17 protein-coding genes and 1 pseudogene are annotated in these 22170 nt (G+C 52.6%); 7 read left to right on the forward strand and 11 right to left on the reverse strand.

Going from position 1 to position 22170, the window contains the following annotated elements; all coding sequences use genetic code 11:
• On the forward strand, window positions 1-3144 hold the full coding sequence (gene cusA, locus WC5_RS09310; protein ID WP_016231620.1) for a Cu(+)/Ag(+) efflux RND transporter permease subunit CusA: 3144 nt from the start codon (window positions 1-3) through the stop codon (window positions 3142-3144).
• Between the two features lie 101 nt (window positions 3145-3245).
• The gene (pheP, locus tag WC5_RS09305) at window positions 3246-4622 is read left to right on the forward strand and encodes a phenylalanine transporter (protein WP_000786322.1); all 1377 of its coding nucleotides are present in this window, start codon (window positions 3246-3248) and stop codon (window positions 4620-4622) included.
• A 66-nt stretch (window positions 4623-4688) separates the two neighbouring features.
• Here the strand turns inward: pheP and ybdG are convergent, their stop codons facing one another.
• The 6 genes and pseudogenes from ybdG to WC5_RS26030 form a co-directional block, all read right to left on the reverse strand.
• On the reverse strand, window positions 4689-5936 hold the full coding sequence (gene ybdG / locus WC5_RS09300; RefSeq protein ID WP_001153137.1) for a mechanosensitive ion channel YbdG: 1248 nt from the start codon (window positions 5934-5936) through the stop codon (window positions 4689-4691).
• 111 nt (window positions 5937-6047) lie between these two features.
• Window positions 6048-6701 (reverse strand): oxygen-insensitive NAD(P)H nitroreductase, encoded by a 654-nt coding sequence (gene nfsB, locus WC5_RS09295; protein WP_000351445.1) that lies wholly within the window; start codon window positions 6699-6701, stop codon window positions 6048-6050.
• Between the two features lie 92 nt (window positions 6702-6793).
• On the reverse strand, window positions 6794-7162 hold the full coding sequence (locus WC5_RS09290) for an MmcQ/YjbR family DNA-binding protein (RefSeq protein WP_000360932.1): 369 nt from the start codon (window positions 7160-7162) through the stop codon (window positions 6794-6796).
• A gap of 64 nt (window positions 7163-7226) precedes the next feature.
• Window positions 7227-7475 carry a DUF1158 domain-containing protein gene (locus tag WC5_RS09285; RefSeq protein WP_000682511.1) on the reverse strand — a complete coding sequence of 83 codons (249 nt, stop codon included), beginning with the start codon at window positions 7473-7475 and terminating at the stop codon, window positions 7227-7229.
• Between the two features lie 65 nt (window positions 7476-7540).
• The gene (locus WC5_RS09280) at window positions 7541-8659 is read right to left on the reverse strand and encodes a YbdK family carboxylate-amine ligase (protein WP_001130710.1); all 1119 of its coding nucleotides are present in this window, start codon (window positions 8657-8659) and stop codon (window positions 7541-7543) included.
• Window positions 8660-8865: 206 nt separating this feature from the next.
• A pseudogene (locus WC5_RS26030) lies at window positions 8866-9140 on the reverse strand (hypothetical protein).
• On the opposite strand from WC5_RS26030, the gene hokE reads away from it, so the two are divergent.
• Entirely contained in the window at window positions 9109-9261 is a 153-nt protein-coding gene (hokE, locus tag WC5_RS09275) for a type I toxin-antitoxin system toxin HokE (RefSeq protein ID WP_000956467.1), read from the forward strand. The pseudogene WC5_RS26030 and the gene hokE overlap by 32 nt on opposite strands.
• A gap of 121 nt (window positions 9262-9382) precedes the next feature.
• On the opposite strand, the gene entD is transcribed toward hokE, so the two are convergent.
• Complete coding sequence (gene entD / locus WC5_RS09270) at window positions 9383-10003, reverse strand: enterobactin synthase subunit EntD (RefSeq protein WP_077629238.1); 621 nt, start codon at window positions 10001-10003, stop codon at window positions 9383-9385.
• Between the two features lie 173 nt (window positions 10004-10176).
• On the reverse strand, window positions 10177-12417 hold the full coding sequence (gene fepA / locus WC5_RS09265) for a siderophore enterobactin receptor FepA (protein ID WP_001034898.1): 2241 nt from the start codon (window positions 12415-12417) through the stop codon (window positions 10177-10179).
• A 242-nt stretch (window positions 12418-12659) separates the two neighbouring features.
• Here fepA and fes point away from each other — a divergent pair, with 242 nt between their 5' ends.
• The 4 genes from fes (at window position 12660) to wzz(fepE) (ending at window position 19309) form a co-directional block, all read left to right on the forward strand.
• On the forward strand, window positions 12660-13862 hold the full coding sequence (gene fes, locus WC5_RS09260) for an enterochelin esterase (RefSeq protein WP_000126121.1): 1203 nt from the start codon (window positions 12660-12662) through the stop codon (window positions 13860-13862).
• Window positions 13863-13864: 2 nt separating this feature from the next.
• Window positions 13865-14083 carry an enterobactin biosynthesis protein YbdZ gene (gene ybdZ / locus WC5_RS09255; RefSeq protein WP_000885782.1) on the forward strand — a complete coding sequence of 73 codons (219 nt, stop codon included), beginning with the start codon at window positions 13865-13867 and terminating at the stop codon, window positions 14081-14083.
• Complete coding sequence (gene entF, locus WC5_RS09250; RefSeq protein ID WP_000077690.1) at window positions 14080-17961, forward strand: enterobactin non-ribosomal peptide synthetase EntF; 3882 nt, start codon at window positions 14080-14082, stop codon at window positions 17959-17961. Before ybdZ ends, entF begins: the two co-directional genes overlap by 4 nt.
• Window positions 17962-18175: 214 nt before the next feature.
• Entirely contained in the window at window positions 18176-19309 is a 1134-nt protein-coding gene (gene wzz(fepE), locus WC5_RS09245; protein ID WP_000096752.1) for an LPS O-antigen length regulator Wzz(fepE), read from the forward strand.
• Here wzz(fepE) and fepC read toward each other — a convergent pair.
• Genes fepC through fepD form a run of 3 tightly spaced genes read right to left on the reverse strand, consistent with a single transcriptional unit; the run spans window position 19306 to window position 22111 of the window.
• A complete protein-coding gene (gene fepC / locus WC5_RS09240; protein ID WP_000140652.1) occupies window positions 19306-20121 on the reverse strand; it encodes an iron-enterobactin ABC transporter ATP-binding protein in 816 nt (271 codons plus the stop codon). The two genes, wzz(fepE) and fepC, sit on opposite strands and share 4 nt — an antisense overlap.
• Entirely contained in the window at window positions 20118-21110 is a 993-nt protein-coding gene (gene fepG / locus WC5_RS09235) for an iron-enterobactin ABC transporter permease (protein ID WP_000640922.1), read from the reverse strand. The genes fepC and fepG overlap by 4 nt, the downstream gene beginning before the upstream one ends.
• Window positions 21107-22111: a Fe(3+)-siderophore ABC transporter permease gene (gene fepD / locus WC5_RS09230; RefSeq protein WP_001295314.1), complete on the reverse strand. Its 1005-nt coding sequence runs from the start codon at window positions 22109-22111 to the stop codon at window positions 21107-21109. Before fepD ends, fepG begins: the two co-directional genes overlap by 4 nt.
• Between the last annotated feature and the right edge of the window lie 59 nt (window positions 22112-22170).

Genomic DNA, 22170 nt, shown 5'->3' on the forward strand with positions numbered 1-22170 from the left:
ATGATTGAATGGATTATTCGTCGCTCGGTGGCGAACCGTTTTCTGGTGCTGATGGGCGCGTTGTTTTTGAGCATCTGGGGCACCTGGACCATCATTAACACGCCAGTGGATGCACTGCCGGATCTCTCTGATGTGCAGGTGATTATTAAAACCAGCTATCCCGGTCAGGCACCGCAAATCGTTGAAAATCAGGTGACTTATCCGCTAACTACCACCATGTTGTCGGTGCCTGGCGCGAAGACTGTGCGTGGTTTCTCGCAGTTTGGCGACTCTTATGTGTATGTCATTTTCGAAGATGGCACAGATCCATACTGGGCGCGCTCGCGGGTGCTGGAGTACCTCAACCAGGTGCAGGGTAAGCTGCCAGCGGGTGTCAGCGCGGAGCTGGGGCCAGACGCCACGGGCGTTGGCTGGATTTATGAATACGCGCTGGTGGATCGCAGCGGTAAGCACGATCTGGCTGATTTACGCTCATTGCAGGACTGGTTTCTCAAATATGAGCTAAAAACCATCCCTGACGTTGCGGAAGTGGCGTCGGTGGGCGGTGTGGTGAAAGAGTATCAGGTGGTTATCGATCCCCAGCGCCTGGCGCAATATGGCATCACACTCGCCGAAGTGAAAAGCGCGCTGGATGCCTCAAACCAGGAAGCGGGTGGTTCGTCGATTGAACTGGCGGAAGCGGAATATATGGTGCGCGCCAGCGGCTATCTGCAAACGCTCGACGACTTTAATCACATCGTTTTAAAAGCCAGTGAAAATGGCGTGCCCGTTTATTTGCGTGATGTTGCGAAAGTCCAGGTAGGGCCGGAAATGCGCCGGGGCATTGCGGAACTGAACGGCGAAGGCGAAGTCGCTGGCGGGGTGGTGATCCTGCGTTCCGGCAAAAATGCCCGTGAAGTGATCGCCGCCGTGAAGGACAAACTGGAAACGCTGAAAAGCAGTCTGCCGGAAGGCGTGGAGATAGTTACAACATACGATCGCAGCCAGCTCATTGACCGCGCCTTCGACAACCTCAGCGGCAAGCTGCTGGAAGAGTTTATTGTGGTGGCGGTAGTCTGCGCGCTGTTTCTCTGGCATGTGCGCTCGGCGCTGGTGGCGATTATTTCGTTGCCGCTGGGGTTGTGTATTGCTTTTATTGTCATGCACTTCCAGGGGCTGAATGCCAATATTATGTCGCTGGGCGGTATTGCGATTGCCGTCGGGGCGATGGTCGATGCCGCTATCGTCATGATCGAGAATGCGCATAAACGGCTGGAAGAGTGGCAGCACCAGCATCCTGACGCCACGCTGGATAATAAAACGCGCTGGCAGGTGATTACCGATGCATCTGTTGAAGTGGGGCCGGCGCTTTTTATCAGTCTGCTGATTATCACGCTGTCGTTTATCCCAATCTTCACTCTGGAAGGGCAGGAAGGGCGTCTGTTTGGTCCGCTGGCGTTCACCAAAACTTATGCCATGGCAGGCGCGGCGCTGCTGGCGATCGTGGTGATCCCCATTCTGATGGGCTACTGGATCCGTGGCAAAATTCCGCCAGAAAGCAGTAACCCGCTCAATCGTTTTTTGATTCGTATTTACCATCCGCTGTTGCTGAAAGTACTGCACTGGCCGAAAACCACGCTGCTGGTGGCGGCGCTTTCGGTGCTGACAGTTATCTGGCCGCTCAATAAAGTTGGCGGGGAATTTTTACCGCAGATCAATGAAGGCGACTTGTTGTATATGCCTTCGACGCTGCCGGGGATTTCCGCGTCGGAAGCAGCGAGTATGCTGCAAAAAACCGACAAGCTGATTATGAGCGTACCGGAAGTGGCGCGGGTGTTTGGCAAAACCGGGAAAGCGGAAACTGCCACCGACTCCGCTCCGCTGGAGATGGTAGAAACGACCATTCAGCTTAAGCCGCAGGATCAGTGGCGGCCTGGCATGACGATGGACAAAATCATCGAAGAGCTGGATAGCACCGTGCGACTACCGGGGCTGGCGAATCTGTGGGTGCCACCAATCCGTAACCGTATTGATATGCTTTCCACCGGCATTAAAAGCCCCATCGGCATTAAAGTGTCCGGCAATGTGCTGGCGGATATCGACGCGATGGCGGAGCAAATTGAAGACGTGGCGCGAACGGTGCCAGGCGTGGCTTCTGCTCTTGCCGAACGTCTGGAAGGTGGGCGCTATATCAATATTGAGATTAACCGTGAAAAAGCCGCGCGTTACGGTATGACGGTGGCGGATGTACAGTTGTTTGTGACATCTGCGGTGGGTGGGGCGATGGTTGGCGAAACGGTGGAAGGGATTGCCCGTTATCCAATTAATCTACGTTATCCGCAAAGCTGGCGCGATAGCCCGCAGGCTCTGCGACAGTTGCCGATCCTGACGCCGATGAAACAGCAAATCACCCTGGCAGACGTGGCCGACGTTAACGTCTCCACCGGTCCGTCGATGCTGAAAACCGAGAATGCGCGCCCGACGAGCTGGATTTATATCGACGCCCGCGATCGTGACATGGTGTCGGTGGTTCACGATCTGCAAAAAGCGATTGCCGAAAAAGTGCAGTTGAAACCGGGCACCAGCGTGGCGTTTTCCGGTCAGTTCGAGCTACTGGAGCGCGCCAACCATAAGCTGAAACTCATGGTGCCGATGACGCTGATGATCATTTTCGTGCTGTTATATCTGGCGTTCCGTCGGGTGGGCGAAGCGTTACTGATTATCAGCAGCGTACCGTTTGCGCTGGTGGGCGGTATCTGGTTTCTGTGGTGGATGGGCTTTCATCTTTCCGTCGCGACCGGCACCGGTTTTATCGCTCTCGCCGGGGTCGCTGCCGAGTTTGGCGTGGTGATGCTGATGTATTTACGTCACGCCATAGAGGCAGAGCCGTCGCTGGATAATCCACAAACATTCAGCGAGCAGAAACTGGATGAGGCGTTGTATCACGGCGCGGTACTGCGCGTGCGCCCGAAAGCGATGACGGTGGCGGTGATTATCGCCGGTCTGCTGCCGATTCTGTGGGGAACGGGGGCGGGTTCCGAAGTGATGAGCCGTATCGCCGCGCCGATGATTGGCGGCATGATCACCGCACCTTTGCTGTCGCTGTTTATTATCCCGGCGGCGTATAAGCTGATGTGGCTGCATCGGCATCGGGTACGGAAATAAAAGCAGGATACCCGGTTTAACTGTGTGGATTGTGTCTTGCGACGACCAGCACTAAATGTTAAAAGGAGCCCCTCAATAAAAAAGACACACAGGGGAAAGGCGTGAAAAACGCGTCAACCGTATCGGAAGATACTGCGTCGAATCAAGAACCGACGCTTCATCGGGGATTACATAACCGTCATATTCAGCTAATTGCGCTGGGTGGCGCCATTGGTACTGGTCTGTTTCTTGGCATTGGTCCGGCGATTCAGATGGCGGGGCCGGCTGTATTGCTGGGCTACGGCGTTGCCGGGATCATCGCTTTCCTGATTATGCGCCAGCTCGGCGAGATGGTGGTCGAAGAGCCGGTATCCGGTTCGTTTGCCCACTTTGCCTATAAATACTGGGGACCGTTTGCGGGCTTCCTCTCCGGCTGGAACTACTGGGTGATGTTCGTGCTGGTAGGAATGGCAGAGCTGACGGCGGCGGGTATCTATATGCAGTACTGGTTCCCGGATGTTCCCACCTGGATCTGGGCTGCTGCCTTCTTTATTATCATCAACGCCGTTAACCTGGTGAACGTGCGCTTGTATGGTGAAACTGAGTTCTGGTTCGCGCTGATTAAAGTGCTGGCGATCATCGGCATGATCGGTTTTGGCCTGTGGCTGCTGTTCTCTGGTCACGGCGGCGAGAAAGCCAGTATCGACAACCTCTGGCGCTACGGTGGTTTCTTTGCCACCGGCTGGAATGGGCTGATTTTGTCGCTGGCGGTGATTATGTTCTCCTTCGGCGGTCTGGAGCTGATTGGGATTACTGCGGCTGAAGCGCGCGATCCAGAAAAAAGCATTCCGAAGGCAGTGAATCAGGTGGTTTATCGTATCCTGCTGTTTTATATCGGTTCACTGGTGGTTTTACTGGCGCTCTACCCGTGGGTGGAAGTGAAATCCAACAGTAGCCCGTTTGTGATGATTTTCCATAATCTCGACAGTAATGTGGTGGCTTCTGCGCTGAACTTTGTCATTCTGGTGGCGTCGCTGTCGGTGTATAACAGCGGGGTTTACTCCAACAGCCGGATGCTGTTTGGCCTCTCTGTACAGGGGAATGCGCCGAAGTTTCTTACCCGTGTTAGCCGTCGCGGCGTGCCGATCAACTCGTTGATGCTTTCTGGAGCGATCACTTCGCTGGTGGTGTTGATTAACTATCTGCTGCCGCAAAAAGCGTTTGGTTTGCTGATGGCGCTGGTGGTGGCAACGCTGCTGCTGAACTGGATTATGATCTGCCTGGCGCATCTGCGTTTTCGCGCGGCGATGCGACGTCAGGGGCGAGAAACACAGTTTAAGGCACTGCTCTATCCGTTCGGCAACTATCTTTGCATTGCCTTCCTCGGCATGATTTTGGTGCTGATGTGCACGATGGATGATATGCGCTTGTCAGCAATTTTGCTGCCGGTGTGGATTGTGTTCCTGTTTGTGGCGTTTAAAACGCTGCGCCGGAAATAAGGCATTCACGCTACATCCGACAAAACGATGTCCGCTCTCATCCATTCGATGAGAGCGGTTTTTTAATTATTGCTTAAATGCACCTGCCAGAGAGCGAATATCATTGCCGGTTGGCGACTGATGAAGTCGCAGACCAAACTCTTCGACGATGGCAAATATATGGTCGAAAATATCAGCCTGAATGCTTTCATATTCCAGCCACACTACGGTATTGGTAAACGCATATATCTCAAGCGGTAAACCATTATCGCCCGGTGCAAGCTGGCGTACCATTAAGGTCATATCTTTACGAATACGTGGATGGTTTCGTAGATATTCGTTCAGATAGGCACGAAAAGTTCCAATATTCGTCATTCGGCGCAGATTTAATACTGACTCCGTAGACCCTTGCTGGCGGTTCCACTCATTAATTTCCTGATGGCGGCTGGTTAAATAAGGCTTTAACAGATGAGCTTTATTCAGCCGTTGCATTTCGGTTTCATCAAGAAAGCGAATACTGGTGACATCAATACTGATACTGCGTTTAATGCGTCGTCCACCAGAGGCTGACATTCCGCTCCAGTTTTTAAAGGAGTCAGAAACCAGAGACCAGGTGGGAATAGTGGTAATTGTATTATCCCAGTTACGCACTTTGACGGTGGTTAAACCAATATCGATCACCGCGCCATCCGCGCCGTATTTCGGCATTTCCAGCCAGTCGCCCAGTTTCAGCATATCGTTCGCGGAAAGCTGAATACCTGCTACCAGACCAAGAATCGGATCTTTAAATACCAACATCAGCACGGCAGCCATTGCGCCAAGACCACTGATCAGAATGGTTGGTGACTGACCAATCAGCAGTGAGATCATCAATATGCCGACCAGAATTGCGCCGATCAGCTTTATCCCCTGAAATATCCCTTTTAGCGGTAACTGTTTTGCTGCCGGGAATTTCTGCGCCAGATTTAAAATAACATCCAGCAACGAGAAGACTGAAAGCAGCGCATACATCATGATCCACAACTGCGCGCAGGTGGTCAGAATATCAGCCGCTTCGGTGCCTTTTTGCAGCCAGAATACCGCCTGAATATTGACGATAATCCCTTGCAGGGTAAAAGCTAAACGATGAAATAGTTTATTCTGGGTAATGATTTGCAACCACAGCCGTGAACTGGCAATGGCGCGTTTTTCGAAGGTACGTAGTACCACCCAGTGCAAAATAATATGCACTACAACGGCGGTCAGAAAAATAATACCGAAAATCATCACCATTGAGGTGGTGTGATCAATCTCAATACCCGCTAAATCTTCAACCTGGGATATTAAATCCTGCATAACGTCTCCTGTATACAACAGCGGCCTATGATGACGGCTGAAACAGGGTTATGCAAATCAGGAAAATCTGATGTGAAATAGCCGGGATCAGTTCCCGGCTATAAAGGAGAATTACACTTCAGTTAAGGTGATACTTTGTGGCAGACGAGATTTCGGCAGGGTAGCGTTAAAATCTTCCACGCTGTGATGGCCTACCGGTACGACCACCAGACTGGTGTAACCTTTCTCTTTCAAACCAAATTCTTCATCGAGGATCGCCGCGTCAAAACCTTCGATTGGCACCGCGTCCAGACCCAGTGCCGCAACGCCCAGCAGGAAGTTACCGACGTTGAGATAAACCTGTTTTGCCATCCACTCTGCATCATCATGCAGATCTTTACGGTGCATATCGGCGAAGAACTTACGGCCTTTATCGTTCGCCGCTTTGGCTTCCGGCGTGGCAAAGCGACCATCGGCATCTTCCTGGTCAACAACCAGCTTCAGCCAGGCATCGTCCATTGCGGTTTTCGCGCAGAACACCACGACGTGCGAGGCATCAAGTATTTTACGTTCGTTGAACACGTAATTGTCGGCGGCGGATTTAGCGACACGCGCTTTACCTTCTTCCGTGCTGGCCACAATAAAATGCCATGGCTGGGAGTTGGTGCTGGATGGGCTGTACTGCAACAGGGTTTTGATCTGCTCGGCTTGTTCCGGGGTAAGTTTTTTGCTGGCATCAAATGCCTTAGTGGAATGACGCTTTAAGGCGACAGAAATGATATCCATAAAGACTCCTTGTGAAAGATGTTTGTGTGCCAGCAGATTACAAGGATCAAAGTAAAATGGTAAGCGAGAAAAATGCTCTATAGATTTCCGTTTTAGCCAGGGCGCAGCCTTTTTTGATCGCGTTTAGCTAAGCCATCAACCACTAAATTCCATGAGTCGTTGATCAGCTCGCTGAGCAACGATTCAGAGATTTCCTCGCCGGGATACACAGAAATCCAGTGCTTTTTATTCATGTGATACCCAGGCTTAATGCTTGGATATATTTGCTGATTTAACAGGGAATTTTGTGGATCGGACTTCAGATTTATGAAGGGGACGCCGCGCAGCTCCGACGACAGCATAAAAATCTTGCCGCCAATTTTAAAGACATCGAACTCTGGGCCAAACGGCCAGCAAAGCTCGACGAAGGGTAACTCAAGGGCAAGGTGTTTCGCCGTTTCGTGCAGTGATTGCTTATCCATAAACGTTCCTTAAGGCGAAGGAGAATAAGCAAAGTATGCCGCGAAGTACGGTGATAATCGACGTTTAATCCGCCAGCGAGAACCAGCGTCGCCAGATAAATCTAAGAATAAAATATTCAATAGCGCCCAGCACTAAAAACCACAGACAAAATAACAATGTGTAAAGCTGACTCAGATCCATCAGATGGAACGTGGTCATCAGTTTCTGTGCCAGCGTCAGCCCCAGCGCAGGGGCGGGCAGCAGCAGGCAAGAGAGGAAAGCCATCAGCAAAATGCCTGCTGCGGTAGTCAAGGTTTCTAAGGGGTGTTTCATAACATTGTTAAATGTAAGTTAAAACACCATTGTCGGGGATATTTCTGCGTAACGCAATTCTCCGCTTAGTCTCCAGCCCAAATCTCACAATGCTTTTTCACCAGTCCAATCAGCGAGCCGCCATCGGCGACGAAATCTCTCATCAGCTGCGCTTCATTCAGACCGCTGATAACCTGGCGGTGCAGTGCTTCAATTGCACTCGATGCACCAATTTTATGTGCAGAAGGGGCGATTTTTTCCAGCAATCGCAAGGTGTCTTCCGTTAGTGGTCGACGATCGCCGGTGTGCGGATCGGTAACGACGCCTTCCAGACCATAACGGCAGGCCTGGAAACGGTTGAATTTATACAGCAGATAATCTTTCTCCTGATGTTTGAAAGGGCGTTCCGTCAGCAACCAGTGGGCGGTGGCCTGAATCAATCCCGCCATATTTACCGCATGGCTAAGGGTTAACGGGGTATCCATCACCCGAACTTCCACCGTGCCAAAATGGGGGCTGGGGCGAATATCCCAGTGCAGATCTTTAATGCTGTCGATCATCGTGGTGTAACTCAGGCAGCGAAACAGGGCTTCAAATTGTTGCCAGTTACTGACCCACGGCATCGGGCCATTATCGGGAAAGGCAGAAAAAATATTCGGTCTTGAGGAGGCAAAACGCGTATCCGTTCCTTGCATATACGGCGACGCGGCAGAAAGGGCGATAAAGTGCGGCACAAACCTCGATAAGCCGTGCAGCAAATAAATAGCGTCATCGCCACTGGCACAGCCAACGTGCACGTGTTGACCAAAAACGGTCGCCTGCTGAATGAGATAGCCGAAGTTTTCCAGCGTCCGTTGATAACGTTCGTTATCGCACACCTCCTGACGCTGCCATTTCTGAAATGGGTGTGTACCACCGCCGCAAATTTCCAGATGATGGTCTGCGGCTGCCTGCAATACGACTTTCTGCATCGCTGAATATTGCCCGGCAGCCTGGTTGATATCACGGCAAACATCTGTCGCCAGCTCCAGCATACTTTCGGTGATATCGTGCTTCACTTCCCCGGCAGTGATCTGATTTTTAACGGCGTCAATCAGCGTTGAAGAGTCCTGGCTAAGGTCATATCCCGGAGGATTAACCACCTGCATTTCCAGTTCAATACCGAGGGTAAAAGGTTCAGAAATATGAAACTCAGGTAATGGCATAGGTTTCTCTTATGTTGGCATTTTCATTCCAGTATAGAAGTGGCAGCGGCAGGGCGAGATGCGGAAGTTCTGGAATGTTTTTTTTTTGGTGGTGGTGAACTGATTGCTACTGAAGCAATTTGGCTACTTTTGCAAGGTGACCAGTAGTGGCAGAGCTGGCTGGCGGCGAAGAATTTTGACGATTGGGGCGTGCAGAAAAAACTGGCTCAGCTTCGGTTGATCAAATGAGTAGTGAGAAGTCCGGAACAGGATTTACTGTATAAATAAACAGCAATTTTATTAAGGAAGGGTAAGATAACGGCGGGTGCCTGAAGCTTTCCGGTTTCAGGTTAACTCTGAGATCTGGAAAGATGAAGCCCCAGGACGATATTTCTATCAACCCTGGGGCTGCCACTCCAAACCAGACAATTTGGATGGTAGTCCCTTCTTCGCATGGAGGCAATATAAACATGCTGACGAAATATGCCCTTGTGGCAGTCATAGTGCTGTGTTTAACGGTGCTGGGATTTACGCTTCTGGTCGGAGACTCGCTGTGTGAGTTCACCGTAAAAGAACGTAATATTGAGTTCAGGGCTGTTCTCGCTTACGAACCGAAGAAGTAGCCGTTGTGCGGGGAGCAATCCCCGCATATCCGGTTGTCAGGTCTGGATGGTAAGGCACCTGCTTTACACTTTCGCCCGCAGTCAGCAATGGCTGCGGGCGAATCGCACCGGGTATTGTCAATTAATCGTGTTGGCACAGCGTGATGACTCTCTTTTCTTTTATCTGCCAGTGCACAGCAAACTTCTCATCCTCTCGACGAATGATGATCTGCTGTTTATTCCAGTTAATTATTTGATAATCCAGAAAACCTTGAACTGTCTGTAACTTGCTTGCCTTAAACGCACTCTCTTTCGCTGAAAATGCCAGTGTAAGCGCCACAGAAAAGGGTAAATCGCTGACCTCAAGCAGCTCGTATTCTGCTGGTGTCATAATGCTGTCTTTCAGCTCTTCCGCTGCTTGTGCAGAGAAGGTCTCTTCGATATCAATACCTGTTGGTTGATGGGATACCACAGCTAATGCCGTAGCCCCGCAGTGGCTAATACTGCCGTATAACCCCGCAGGCCACACAGGTTGGCGTAGCTCGCCGATTGCGGGCACACATTTATAGCCATACTCTCGCAACGCATGAACAGCAGCAATCCGTCCGGCTAAATGTTCGGCTTTGCGTTTACGTCCGGCATGTTGCAGTTGCGCGTAATGCGGCAGCCAGAGCAAATCCTGCTCACAAAAACTTGCCGGCTCAAACTCAACAAAATGCAGCGTATGTCCGGCAAAGGGGAGGGAGGTATGCGTAGTTTTCATGTCGACCATATTAGAGACTGATGACAAACGCAAAACTGTCTGATGCGCTACGCTTATCAGGCCTACGTGATCCTGCAATATATTGAATTGGCAAGATTTTGTAGGCCGGATAAGGCGTTCACGCCGCATCCGGCATGAACGACGCGCACTTTGTCAACAATCTGACGTTAGCATCAGAAGTGAGTATTAATGCTCATATACCACGTACGTCCCGGCTCGTTATAGGTATACGCACCAGCACCGGCAATATAGTTGGCTCCTGCCAGATCGCCTGTGGTCTGGGCATTACCCGCACGCCACAAACGCTTGTCGAACAGGTTGTCTACGCCGCCGGTCAGACTGACATTCTTCGTTACATCCCAGGTCGCGCTCAGACCCACAATGCTGTACGGACTGATTTCTTTGGTTTCCGGCCCAACCGCTGGCTGACCTTTATAGTTGTACTTCTTCGGCTGCTGCTTGCCGTACCAGGTGAAGGTTGTTTGCATCGACAAATCTTCCCGTGCCTGCCAGTTCAGCGTTGAGTTCAACGTATATTCCGGGATGATAGACAAACGGTCGCCCGTGGTTTTGTTTTCACTCTTCAGCATATAAGTAATGTTGTTGGTCCACATCACCGTTTCGCTAACCGGCACGTTTAACGATCCTTCCAGACCTTCCACCACCGCTTTCGGTACGTTATCCCACTGATAGAGATCGGTGCCGACTGCATTTTGCCCTACAGCCACATAGCCCGCTTCAATCTTATTGCGATAATCGTTACGGAACCAGGTGACGCCCGCCAGCCAGCCGTCGCGTTTGAACTCCAGGCCAATCTCTTTGTTGATACTGGTTTCTGCTTTCAGGTCATCGTTCCCCTGCAAATAGCAGCCGCCCGCGCTGGCATAGCAACCCTGACCTTTACTGTAGAGAATGTAGTTCGGGTTAGTCTGGTACAGACTCGGCGCTTTATAAGCACGGGCGATGCCCATTTTCAGCGTGAAGTCATCGCCTAAACCTTGCGATATGTTCAGCGCCGGGCTCCAGTTATCGCCAACAATGCTGTGATGATCGAAACGCAGCCCCGGCGTTACGATGGTGCTGTCAGTCAGCTCCATGTTGTTTTCGGCAAACAGCGAGAAAATTTCTGCTTTTGAATACGGGCTACGGTCGGTGGCACTCACACCATCAATAGCACCGCCGGTATTCGTCCCGGTCAGCGCCTGGGTGTTGGAACTCAAGTCCTTCATCCGCTGCTGATTCCACTCCGTACCCAGCGTCAGCGTCTGGTTAACGAGGAAATCAATCGGTAGGTTAACTTCGCTGTGCAGCATCACGTCATCAAGATCGATATCGACGAAGTCTTGTGTCGCTTTTTCGTTAAATTTCCCTTCGGTGCCGCCCGCCAGACCTTCCGGAATACGCGAGTTACGGGTGTGTTCGTACTGCACCCAGTTACTGGTGGTCACACCGTTATCCCAGCCACCGTTCCAGGTCAGTGAGTAGTTCTGGCGATACAGGCGGTTGGTTTCATCGCCGTATTTAGAGCGAGTGTAGGCGTCGGAGTTGGTGTTCTGAGTATCGCCCGCATACAGGTTGCCCTGGCGGCTGTAACCCGCTTCCAGTTCGAGTGATTGCAGAGGCGCGAAGTCCCAACGAACAACGCCGTTAATATCTTTGTTGATCACCCCTTCGCGCCCGGCTGGTAACGTCGTGGCATACGTTCCGGCACGCGCGGACTGATGACCCTGGTTGATATCCCACGCGTCAGCCTGGGTTTTGTCGAGGTTGCCATACAAGCGGAAGCTGAATTCGTCGCCCAGCGGACCGGTCAGGCTGAAGTTGGTGCGTTTAGTGGCACCTTCCTCTTTATGTTCTGGCGCATTGAAATAAGCGTCCCAGGAGCCGTGCCACTCACCGCTGCCTTTTTTGGTAATGATGTTAACCACGCCGCCCGCCGCGCCGTTGCCGTAACGCGCAGCTGCCGGACCACGCAGAACTTCAATACGTTCAATCATTTCAGGTGGCACCCAGGAAGTATCACCACGGGTATCGCGCTCGCCACGCCAGCCCTGACGCACCGAGTTACGGCTGCTGACCGGTTTGCCGTCAATTAAAATCAGCGTGTTTTCCGGACCCATGCCGCGAATATCAATCTGGCGGTTATTACCACGCTGACCACTGGTGGAGTTACCGGTCAGGTTAACGCCTGGCATGGTACGGATAATCTCCGACACATCGCGGGCAACCGGGTTTTTGCGGATTTCATCTGCGGTGATGGTCGAAACGCCAGGCGCCTGCAAGTTCTGCTCGGCGGCGGTAACGACAATAGTATCGTCATGTGAAACAGGAGTATCGGTCGGCTCTTGTGCCTGCGCTACCCCATAAATCCCCAGATTGACCAACAAGGCCAGGGAATGAATCTTCTTGTTCATTGTTTTATTCCTGCATTTTTGCCACGAATTGCAACTGTCGGGCATGGTCGTCATCAGCATGACGCCTCCCGCTACCGCGAAAACCTTTGATCCTGAAAGACACGCAGTGCAGTTGGTTAATTAATGTGCGCGCTTGACATGGCGCGCCAATACGCTATTGCAAATGCAAATAGTTATCAATAATATTATCAATATATTTCTGCAATCAATAAAAAATTGCACAGTAAACATGGGGTTATGGTGTGACGGCGTTAAACGTGGGAAGTGAGAGCTGGTGGCTGTCGAAACATGGCCCGGAATGGCAGCGTCTGAATGACGAAATATATCAGGTCACTTTCTGGTGGCGTGACCCTCAAGGTTCTGAAGACCGCTCGACGATAAAGCGCGTATGGGTTTATATCACTGGCGTTACCGATCACCATCAGAACAGCCAGCCCCAGTCGATGCAGCGCATTGCAGGCACTGACGTTTGGCAGTGGACGACACAACTCAGTGCTAACTGGCGCGGCAGCTACTGTTTTATTCCCACTGAACGCGATGACATTTTTTCTGCACCATCACCCGATCGCCTCGAATTACGTGAGGGCTGGCGAAAACTATTACCCCAGGCGATAGCCGATCCGCTGAATCCACAAAGCTGGAAAGGCGGGCGAGGGCACGCTGTTTCTGCACTCGAAATGCCGCAAGCGCCTCTGCAACCGGGATGGGATTGTCCGCAAGCGCCAGAAATACCTGCCAAAGAAATTATCTGGAAAAGTGAATGGTTGAAAAATTCACGTCGTGTATGGATTTTTTCCACTGGTGATGCGCCAGCCGAAGAGCGTCCGTTAGCCATTCTGCTCGATGGCGAATTTTGGGCGCAAAGTATGCCCGTCTGGCCTGCGCTGACTTCGCTGACCTATCGTCAGCAACTTCCTCCCGCCGTGTATGTGTTGATCGATGCTATTGACACCACGCACCGTGCCCGCGAACTTCCGTGTAATGCGGATTTCTGGCTGGCAGTACAGCAAGAGTTACTGCCGCTGGTGAAAACAATCGCTCCTTTTAGCGATAGTGCCGATCGCACCGTGGTCGCCGGGCAGAGTTTTGGTGGACTTTCCGCGCTGTATGCCGGACTGCACTGGCCTGAACGCTTTGGCTGTGTATTAAGCCAGTCAGGATCGTACTGGTGGCCGCATCGGGGCGGGCAGCAAGAGGGCGTGTTACTTGAAAAGCTTAAAGCTGGTGAAGTTAGCGCCGAAGGTCTGCGCATTGTGCTGGAAGCGGGTATTCGCGAGCCGATGATTATGCGGGCCAATCAGGCGCTGTATGCGCAATTACACCCCATAAAAAAATCCATTTTCTGGCGTCAGGTTGACGGCGGACATGATGCGCTTTGTTGGCGCGGTGGCTTGATGCAGGGGCTAATCGACCTCTGGCAACCACTTTTCCATGACAGGAGTTGAATATGGCATTCAGTAATCCCTTCGATGATCCACAGGGAGCGTTTTACATTTTGCGCAATGCGCAGGGGCAATTCAGTCTGTGGCCGCAACAATGCGCCTTACCGGCAGGCTGGGACATTGTGTGTCAGCCGCAGTCACAAGAGTCCTGTCAGCAGTGGCTTGAAGCCCACTGGCGTACTCTGACACCGGCGAATTTCACCCAGTTGCAGGAGGCACAATGAGCCAGCATTTACCTTTGGTCGCCGCACAGCCCGGCATCTGGATGGCAGAAAAACTGTCAGATTTACCCTCTGCCTGGAGCGTGGCGCATTACGTTGAGTTAACCGGAGATGTTGATGCACCGCTGCTGGCCCGCGCGGTGGTTGCCGGATTAGCGCAAGCGGATACGCTGCGGATGCGTTTTACGGAAGATAACGGCGAAGTCTGGCAATGGGTCGATGATGCGCTGACGTTTGAACAGCCAGAAATTATCGACCTGCGTACCAATATTGATCCACACGGTACTGCGCAGGCCTTAATGCAAGCCGATTTGCAACAAAACCTGCGCGTCGATAGCGGTAAACCGCTGGTCTTTCATCAGTTAATTCAGGTGGCGGATAACCGCTGGTACTGGTATCAGCGTTACCACCATTTGCTGGTCGATGGCTTCAGTTTCCCGGCAATTACCCGCCAGATCGCCAATATTTACTGTGCATGGCTGCGTGGCGAACCAACGCCTGCTTCGCCGTTTACGCCTTTCGCTGAAGTGGTGGATGAGTACCAGCAGTACCGCGAAAGCGAGGCCTGGCAGCGTGATGCGGCATTCTGGGCGGAACAGCGTCGCCAACTGCCGCCACCTGCGTCACTTTCGTCTGCACCTTTAGCGGGGCGCGGCGCCTCGGCAGATATTCTGCGCCTGAAACTGGAATTTACCGATGGTGAATTCCGCCAGCTTGCTACACAACTTCCCGGTGTGCAACGTACCGATTTAGCACTTGCGCTGGCGGCCTTATGGCTGGGGCGATTGTGCAACCGCATGGACTACGCCGCCGGATTCATCTTTATGCGTCGAATGGGCTCGGCGGCGCTGACGGCTACCGGCCCCGTGCTCAACGTTTTACCGTTGGGTATTCACATTGAAGCGCAAGAAACGCTGTCGCAACTGGCAACCCGACTGGCGGCACAACTGAAAAAAATGCGCCGCCATCAACGCTACGACGCCGAACAAATTGTCCGTGACAGTGGGCGCGCGGCGGGAGAGGAACCGCTGTTCGGTCCGGTACTCAATATCAAGGTATTTGATTACCAACTGGATATTCCGGGTGTTCAGGCGCAAACCCACACCCTGGCAACGGGGCCGGTTAATGACCTTGAACTGGCGCTGTTCCCGGATGAACACGGTGGTTTGAGCATTGAGATCCTCGCCAATAAACAGCGTTACGATGAGCCAACGTTAATCCAGCACGCCGAACGCCTGAAAATGCTGATTGCGCAGTTCGCCGCGAATCCGGCGCTGTTGTGCGGCGATGTCGATATTATGCTGCCAGGTGAGTATGCACAGTTGGCGCAGATCAACGCCACACAGGTAGAAATCCCTGAAACCACGCTGAGCGCGCTGGTGGCAGAACAGGCAGCCAAAACGCCGGATGCTCCGGCACTGGCTGACGCTCATTATCAGTTCAGCTATCGGGAAATGCGCGAGCAGGTGGTGGCGCTGGCGAATCTGCTGCGTGAGCGCGGCGTTAAACCTGGCGACAGCGTGGCGGTGGCATTACCGCGCTCGGTCTTTTTGACCCTGGCGCTACATGCGATAGTTGAAGCAGGTGCGGCCTGGCTACCGCTGGATACGGGTTATCCGGACGATCGCCTGAAAATGATGCTGGAAGATGCGCGCCCGTCGCTGTTAATCACCACCGACGATCAACTGCCGCGCTTTAGCGATGTTCCCAATTTAACCAGCCTTTGCTATAACGCCCCGCTTACTCCACAGGGCAGTGCGCCGCTGCAACTTTCACAACCGCACCACACGGCTTATATCATCTTTACCTCTGGTTCAACCGGCAGGCCGAAAGGGGTGATGGTTGGGCAGAAGGCTATCGTCAACCGCCTGTTGTGGATGCAAAATCATTATCCGCTTACAGGCGAAGATGTCGTTGCCCAAAAAACGCCGTGCAGTTTTGATGTCTCGGTGTGGGAGTTTTTCTGGCCGTTTATTGCGGGGGCGAAACTGGTGATGGCAGAGCCAGAGGCGCACCGCGATCCGCTCGCTATGCAACAATTCTTTGTCGAATATGGCGTGACGACCACGCACTTTGTTCCCTCGATGCTGGCGGCGTTTGTTGCTTCACTGACACCGGAAACTGCCCGGAAAAGTTGTGCGACGTTGAAACAGGTTTTCTGTAGCGGTGAAGCGTTACCGGCCGATTTATGCCGTGAATGGCAACAGTTAACCGGCGCGCCGTTACATAATCTTTATGGCCCAACGGAAGCAGCGGTGGATGTTAGCTGGTATCCGGCTTTTGGCGAGGAACTGGCACAAGTACGCGGCAGCAGCGTGCCAATTGGTTATCCGGTGTGGAACACGGGGCTGCGTATTCTTGATGCGATGATGCATCCGGTGCCGCCGGGTGTGGCGGGCGATCTCTACCTCACTGGCATTCAACTGGCGCAAGGGTATCTTGGACGCCCCGATCTGACCGCCAGCCGCTTTATTGCCGACCCTTTCGCTCCAGGTGAACGCATGTACCGTACCGGAGACGTTGCTCGTTGGCTGGAAAATGGCGCGGTAGAATACCTCGGGCGCAGTGACGATCAGCTAAAAATTCGTGGTCAGCGTATTGAACTGGGCGAAATCGACCGCGTGATGCAGGCGCTGCCGGATGTCGAACAGGCCGTTACCCATGCTTGTGTGATTAACCAGGCGGCAGCAACCGGCGGCGACGCGCGCCAGTTGGTAGGGTATCTGGTGTCGCAATCAGGCCTGCCGCTGGATACCAGCGCATTACAGGCGCAGTTGCGCGAAACGTTGCCACCGCATATGGTGCCCGTCGTTCTGCTGCAACTTCCGCAGTTGCCGCTTAGCGCCAATGGCAAGCTGGATCGTAAAGCTTTACCGTTGCCGGAATTGAAAGCACAAACGCCGGGACGAGCGCCGAAAGCGGGCAGCGAAATGATTATCGCCAGGGCGTTTTCGTCATTGCTGGGATGTGATGTGCAGGATGCCGACGTTGATTTCTTCGCTCTTGGCGGTCATTCGCTGCTGGCGATGAAACTGGCGGCGCAGTTAAGTCGGCAGTTTGCCCGCCAGGTGACGCCGGGGCAGGTGATGGTTGCGTCAACCGTCGCCAAACTGGCAACGATTATTGATGGTGAAGAAGATAGCACCCGGCGCATGGGATTCGAAACCATTCTGCCGTTGCGTGAAGGTAATGGCCCGACGCTGTTCTGTTTCCATCCGGCGTCCGGTTTTGCCTGGCAGTTTAGCGTGCTCTCGCGTTATCTCGATCCACAATGGTCGATTATTGGCATTCAGTCGCCGCGCCCTCATGGACCTATGCAGACGGCGACGAACCTGGATGAAGTCTGCGAAGCGCATCTGGCAACGTTACTTGAACAACAACCTCACGGCCCTTATTACCTGCTGGGTTATTCGCTGGGCGGTACGCTGGCGCAGGGGATTGCGGCGCGGTTGCGTGCCCGTGGCGAACAGGTGGCATTTCTTGGCTTGCTGGATACCTGGCCGCCAGAAACGCAAAACTGGCAGGAAAAAGAAGCTAACGGTCTGGACCCGGAAGTGCTGGCGGAGATTAACCGCGAGCGCGAAGCCTTCCTGGCGGCACAGCAGGGAACTGCGTCGACGGAGCTGTTTACCACCATTGAAGGTAATTACGCTGATGCAGTGCGTCTGTTAAGCACGGCTCATAGCGTACCATTTGATGGTAAAGCGACGCTGTTTGTTGCTGAACGTACACTTCAGGAAGGTATGAGTCCTGAACGCGCCTGGTCGCCATGGGTAGCTGAGCTGGATATTTATCGTTTAGATTGTGCGCATGTGGATATTATCTCGCCAATGGCGTTTGAAAAAATCGGGCCAATTATTTTGGCGACGCTAAATAAATAACTTTATCTTAAATAAAATCCATAATTACTGTAAATGATTGTGGATTTTATTATTTATTATTATGATGAATCCTCAGTTGCTTCTCTGAAAACACGCTTAATGTTGTGTTCGGTGAGGGGAATTTACAAAGTTCAGCTTCGGATAATTCTTGCTAACTGATAAAGTGAGCGCCGTGGAGATTTAATCTTATTGGACTCATTTCAGGTCATATCGCATGTCATCACTGAATATTAAGCAGGGAAGCGATTCTCATTTTCCCGATTATCATCTGGCGTCGCCCAGTAATAATGAAATTGATTTACTTAAACTTATCGAAGTTTTGTGGTACGCAAAAACGCGGGTAATAGCGGTGGCTTTAGCCTTTGCCTGTATCGGGTTACTGGTGTCTTTCATTTTGCCGCAAAAATGGACCAGCTCGGCAGTTATCACGCCCGCAGAGGCTGTCCAGTGGCAAGATCTGGAGAAGGTCTTCACCAAACTCCGCGTGCTGGATCTGGATGCCAATATCGATCGCAACGGTGTGTTTAACCTGTTTATCAAGAAATTTCAGTCTGTGAGTTTATTGGAAGACTATCTGCGTTCGTCCCCTTATGTCATGGATCAATTAAAAGAGGCGAAGATTGATGAACAGGAGCTGCATCGCGCTATTGTCACATTGAGCGAAAAAATGAAAGCGGTTGATGACAACGCCAGTAAGAAAAAAGATGAGCCCGCGTTGTATACCTCCTGGACATTAAGTTTCACTGCGCCAACCAGTGAAGAAGCGCAGACAGTATTGGCTGGTTATATCGATTATATCTCAACGTTGGTGGTGAAAGAGTCGATAGAAAACATACGTAATAAACTGGAAATCAGAACCCAGTTTGAAAAAGAAAAACTGGCTCAGGATCGCATTAAAACGAAAAACCAGCTTGATGCAAATATTCAGCGGCTCAATTATTCACTGGATATTGCCAATGCGGCAGGAATTAAAAAGCCTGTTTATAGTAATGGTCAGGCTGTTAAAGATGACCCTGATTTTTCTATTTCTCTCGGCGCAGACGGTATTGAACGTAAACTTGACATTGAAAAATCAGTCACCGATGTTGCGGAACTGAACGTTGAATTACGTAATCGTCAATATCTTGTCGATCAATTAACAAAAGCAAATGTCAACGATGTTACTTTTCCGCCATTTAAATATCAGTTGCGCCCATCCTTGCCGGTGAAAAAAGACGGTCCAGGAAAAGCGATTATTGTGATCCTTTCCGCCTTGATCGGCGGTATGGTTGCTTGTGGCAGTGTGCTCTTACATCATGCAATGGCATCCAGAAAACAGGATGCCATGATGGAAGATCGGTTAGTTTAAATCACGGCGGTTGATGGTGCCGTTCGTCCGAGCGGCACCACTAATGGCGTTCCGGCTACTGGATCGTCAATAATCATGCAGCGCAGACCGTAAATACGCTCGATCAATTCAGCTGTGACGATCTCTTTCGGCGCTCCCTGAGCGACAATTTTTCCTTCCCGCAGCGCAATTAAATGGCTGGCGTAGCGACAGGCCTGATTAAGATCGTGCAGCACCGCCGCCAGGGTATAGCCTTTCTCGCGGTTCAGTTCGCTCAATAATTCCAGTAGATCAATTTGATGACTGATATCCAGCCAGGTGGTCGGCTCGTCGAGCAGCATAATCGCCGTTTCCTGTGCCAGCACCATCGCGATCCACGCTCGCTGGCGTTGTCCACCAGAAAGGGTATCCACGCTTTGATTTGCCAGATGAGTTATTCCCGTGGCCTGCATCGCTTTCGTTACCGCTTCTTCATCTTCTTTGCGCCAGCGGGTAAACAGCGGTTGATGCGGGTAACGTCCACGCGCCACCAGCTCCTGCACGGTGATATCGCCCGGCGTGGTAGCATTTTGCGCCAACAGACCAATCCGGCGTGCAACCTCTTTACTGGCGTAATGTTGAATGTGCTCGCCATCCAGCCAGACATGCCCGTGAGCAGGCGTCATCAGGCGGCTTAAAGTACGCAGTAAAGTGGATTTACCGCAGCCATTTGGCCCGATAATTGCCGTGAAGTGACCGTCAGGAATTTCTACAGTCAGATTTTCCGCAACGGTATATTTGCCATATCCGAGGGTTAACTGTTCGCCGCGCAAACGGGCTACTGATTCGGTCATTTTTTGCGAGACTCCTGAATTAACAAGACGATAAGGTAAATACCGCCGAGGCTGACGGTAACGACGCCAACCGGAAGTTGATACGGCATAAACAGTTGTTGGGCGCAGAGATCGGCTGCCAGCAGTAACAGCGCACCACACAGCGCAGCCTGGGTTAGTCCCCAGCGGGCAGTGCCGCTGATGCGCCGGGCAATGTGCGGTGCGACTAAAGCAATAAAGGAAATCGGCCCCGCCAGGGCAGTGGCAGCAGCGGTAAGTACTACGGCAACCAGCATCATTAACAGACGCGAGCGTTCGACGCTGACGCCCAGCGCGCAGGCGGTATCATCGCCCATCTCCAGCAAGCGCATTCTCCGTACCAACAAGGCGGCGGCAATTAACATCAATATAATGATGGGCGCGGAAGGCCAGGTTTTTGTCCACGTCAGGCCGTTGAGCGATCCGGCATTCCATAATCCTGCGGTTAGTGCCGTTTCTAAGGACGCTTTCAGCAACAGCCAGGTATTAAAGGCCACCAGCATGGCGCGAACGCCGATGCCGATAATAATCAACCGAAAGGTGTCGATACCGTTACGCCAGGCAAGTAGCCAGACCAGTAGAGAAGTGACAATGCCGCCTGCCATTGCTGCCAGCGCGATAGCTGTCAGATCCTGACCAAACAGCACCATCGCCACCAGTACGCCGCTCCACGCTCCGGTGTTAAAGCCCATTACGTCAGGGCTGCCGAGCGGGTTACGCATCAACGACTGAAAAATCGCGCCGCTGACGCCCAGCGCCGCGCCAATCAACAGCGCCATCAGCACGCGTGGTAAACGCCATTCGGTGACCACCATCGTCATACTGCGTGGTGCGTCACCCATCAGCGCGGCGAATACCTGCGAGGTTTCCAGTGGCACGGTGCCACTGCGTAATCCCCAAACACTTGCCACCGCACAGGCAGTTATCAACAGCAAACAGGTGATGATTAATCGGCGAGAGACGTAAATCATGCGCCACCTCGCGTTTTACGTCGCACGAGGAAGATCAACACCGGCGCACCAATAAACGCACTGACCACCGAAACGCGCAGCTCGCCGGGAACAATCACACGCCCGATGATATCGGCAAACAGCAGCAGGGCAGGGGTGGCGAGCAGCGTGACGGGCAGCGACCAGCGATGATCGGCACCCACCAGCCAACGCGCCATATGCGGCATCATCAGGCCGATAAAGGCAATCGGGCCAACTACCGCTGTCGCACTACCACAAAGCACGGTAATCGCCAGCAGACCAATTAACTGTGTGCGCGCCACGCGACTGCCCAGCGCCGTCGCGGTGTCGCTGCCGAGGCTTAAACTGTTCAGTGCGCGGCTCAGTAATAGCGCGGTTGCTCCGGCGATCAGCACCGGGATCAGCACCACTTTTAAGGTGTGTAGATTGCGAATATCCAGCGAACCGGCTTGCCAGAAACGCAGTTGATCGTAGACGTCAGGATTAAGCAGGGCGATGCCGCTGGTCAGCCCTTCCAGCACCGCTGCCAGCGCCACACCCGCCAGAGTTAAACGCACCGGACTTAACTGCCCGCCGCCCTGACTGCCGGTAAAGGCAACAATCAACGAGGCCACCAGCGCCCCGGCGAAGGCCATCGCCAGTTGTTCCTGTGCGGAAGAGTAACCAAACAGCGCCGCACCCAGCACAATGGCAAAGCTGGCTCCGGCGTTCACGCCAAGCAATCCGGGGTCGGCAAGTGGATTTCGGGTGAGGGTTTGCATCAACGCCCCGGCAAGGCCAAGCGCGCCGCCTGCAAGTAAACCGGCAAGGGTGCGCGGCAGTCGCGCGTCGAGCACGATGGTGCAGTCGGCGCTCTGACAGGTGCCGGAGAGGGCCTCCAGCACTACGGAAGCGGGGAGTGATTTTGCCCCAATGAGCAGGCTTAATGCCGTCGCGATAATCAGTAATAACAGCAATCCGGGCACGGCAATGGCGCGTGTCACGGCAACAGAACCAGACATACGAACTTCCATGATAATGAAATTAATTATCGTTATCGATCTTATTTGGATATGTTAGC

Origin of the sequence: Escherichia sp. KTE114, assembly GCF_000407765.1 — a bacterium.
In the GTDB taxonomy this organism is placed as follows: Bacteria; Pseudomonadota; Gammaproteobacteria; order Enterobacterales; family Enterobacteriaceae; genus Escherichia; species Escherichia ruysiae.